The organism is Pseudomonas sp. MF09156 (genome assembly GCF_059862305.1).
In genome coordinates this window covers 1-2,427 of sequence record NZ_JCBCUR010000043.1, presented here as the reverse complement: position 1 = coordinate 2,427, position 2,427 = coordinate 1, and the positions used below count along the sequence as shown (strand labels likewise).

At 59.3% G+C, this 2,427-nt stretch carries 3 protein-coding genes; all 3 read left to right on the top strand.

What is annotated here, in order from left to right; all coding sequences use genetic code 11:
* Positions 1 to 103 precede the first annotated feature (103 nt).
* A complete protein-coding gene (gene tnpA, locus AC19YY_RS30935; RefSeq protein WP_500605318.1) occupies positions 104 to 436 on the top strand; it encodes an IS66-like element accessory protein TnpA in 333 nt (110 codons plus the stop codon).
* Positions 433 to 768, top strand: a complete 336-nt coding sequence (gene tnpB, locus AC19YY_RS30930; RefSeq protein ID WP_149629056.1) for an IS66 family insertion sequence element accessory protein TnpB — start codon at positions 433 to 435, stop codon at positions 766 to 768. The genes tnpA and tnpB overlap by 4 nt, the downstream gene beginning before the upstream one ends.
* An 81-nt stretch (positions 769 to 849) precedes the next feature.
* Complete coding sequence (gene tnpC / locus AC19YY_RS30925) at positions 850 to 2,397, top strand: IS66 family transposase (protein ID WP_500605317.1); 1,548 nt, start codon at positions 850 to 852, stop codon at positions 2,395 to 2,397.
* Positions 2,398 to 2,427 lie beyond the last annotated feature (30 nt).

Here is a 2,427-nt window from a genome sequence, read left to right as displayed (position 1 = left end):
GTATGCGTCCGGCCAAGTCATCTACCCAGCCCCGCAAAGCCAAGACATGGTGTGCACTTAAATTTAAGTGGGCACCAGTTCTAGCCTTTTAAGCGGGTATTTCATGCAGCCACAACGCCGTTCTTACTCCAAATCCTTCAAGGCCCAGGTCATTCAAGAGTGTGCCCAGTCCGGCGCTTCGACTGCCAGCGTCGCGCTGAGCCACAGTCTCAACGCGAACCTCGTCCATAAGTGGATTCGGCTACAGTCGCAGAAAAGTGTCGCCCTGCAACCTGCCTTTATCCCGGTGGCATTACCGTCGCCAGCGTCACGATCGGATATCACCCCGGCCATGATCTGCCTCGAAATCCCACACCCACGCGGCACCGTCAAAGTGAACTGGCCGACCGAAAGCGCGGCTGCCTGTGCGACCTTTCTTCGAGACCTGTTGCGATGATCCGCATCGACTCCATCTGGCTCGCCACCGAGCCCATGGACATGCGCGCGGGAACCGAAACCGCTCTGGCGCGTGTAGTCGCCGTGTTCGGTGCGGCGCAGCCGCACTGTGCTTATTTGTTTGCCAACCGCCGCGCCAATCGCATGAAAGTGCTGGTGCACGACGGGTTGGGTATTTGGCTGGCGGCGCGCCGCCTGCATCAAGGCAAGTTCTTCTGGCCGGGTTCTCGACACGGCTCTCAGATGGAATTAGGTGCTGAACAACTGCATGCTCTGGTGCTGGGTTTGCCTTGGCAAAGAGTTGGGCCAAGCGGCGCGATTTCCATCGTTTGACGCCCGCCATGGCCAGCCTGGCCGTGCAATTGTCCGATGAGTCTATCGCCGGTGTAGCCTTGCTCTGGCAAAATCGGCGGCATGACTTCGCTTCCAAACCTCGACCAACTAAACCCTGAACAACTGCGCGCTCTGGCGGCGCAGTTGATGCGGCGTGTCGAGAATCTCGATCAGAAAGTCGAGACTATGGGTAAGCAAATCCACCATCACAAAACGGTCAACGAGAAACTGGCCCACGAGATCGCGCAGCTCAAGCGCTTCAAGTTTGCCAAGCGCAGCGAGCAACTGAGCCCGGATCAGGCCAGCCTGCTTGACGACCTGATCGACACTGACATCGCAGCCATCGAAGCCGAACTTGAAGCGTTGCAACCCGCTCCCGTTTCGACCGACGCTCGGCAAAAACCCAAGCGTACCGCCTTGCCGCCGCAGTTTCCACGCACCCTGATCCACCACGAACCTGACAACAGCCACTGCCAGTGCGGCTGCGCCCTCAAGCGTATCGGCGAGGATGTCAGCGAGAAACTCGACTACACGCCAGGCGTGTTCACCGTCGAGCGTCATATCCGCGGCAAGTGGGTCTGCGGCCAGTGCGAAACGCTGATCCAGGCACCGGTTCCGGCGCAGGTCATCGACAAGGGCATCCCGACCGCCGGCCTGCTAGCCCACGTGATGATCGCAAAGTTCGCCGACCATTTACCGCTCTATCGTCAGGAGTCGATTTTTGGTCGGGCAGGTCTGGCCATCGCCCGCTCGACCTTGGCGCAATGGGTCGGCAGCTGTGGTGTGCAGTTGCAGCCGCTGGTCGATGCCCTGCGCGATGCTGTTCTCGAACATAGCGTAATCCATGCCGATGAAACGCCGGTGCAGATGCTTACGCCGGGCGCAAAGAAAACCCATCGCGCGTATGTCTGGGCCTACGCCACCAGCCAGTTCTCGGACTTGGCGGCGGTTGTTTACGACTTCAGCCCGAGCCGCGCCGGAGAGCATGCACGCAACTTCCTGCAAGACTGGAAAGGCAAGCTGGTCTGTGATGATTTTGGCGGCTACAAGGCCAGCTTTGAACTCGGCGTCACGGAGATCGGCTGCATGGCCCATGCACGGCGCAAGTTCTTCGAGCTGCACGCCACCAACAAGAGCCAGCTCGCCGAACAGGCCTTGCGCTACATCCAGTTGCTTTACGAAATCGAGAGCGAAGCACGCGCCCTTGAACCAGATTTACGCCGCCGAATACGGCAAGAAAAAGCTGTACCGGTGATGGATGCTCTGCATGCCTGGATGATCGCCCAGCGCCAGATCGTGCACGACGGCTCGGCGATAAGCAAAGCTCTGGATTACAGCCTCAAACGCTGGACGGCGCTGTCGCGCTACCTCGATGACGGGGCCGTACCCATTGACAATAACTGGTGCGAGAACCAAATCCGACCGTGGGCGTTGGGTCGCAAAAACTGGCTCTTTGCAGGTTCGCTGCGCAGCGGTAAACGGGCGGCGGCGATCATGAGCTTGATCCAGTCGGCGCGGCTCAACGGGCATGATCCATATGCTTATTTGAAGGACGTCCTCACGCGCCTGCCGACGCAGCGGGCGAGTGAAATCGATCAGTTGCTTCCGCATAAGTGGCAGCCGGTTTAATCACGCAAGGCGTGATGCCCGGACGCATAC

Excerpts from the sequence above, each read along its gene's own strand:
- tnpA (WP_500605318.1), top strand. The coding sequence starts at position 104 with ATGCAGCCACAACGCCGTTCTTACTCCAAATCCTTCAAGGCCCAGGTC.
- tnpB (WP_149629056.1), top strand. The coding sequence starts at position 433 with ATGATCCGCATCGACTCCATCTGGCTCGCCACCGAGCCCATGGACATG.
- tnpC (WP_500605317.1), top strand. The coding sequence starts at position 850 with ATGACTTCGCTTCCAAACCTCGACCAACTAAACCCTGAACAACTGCGC.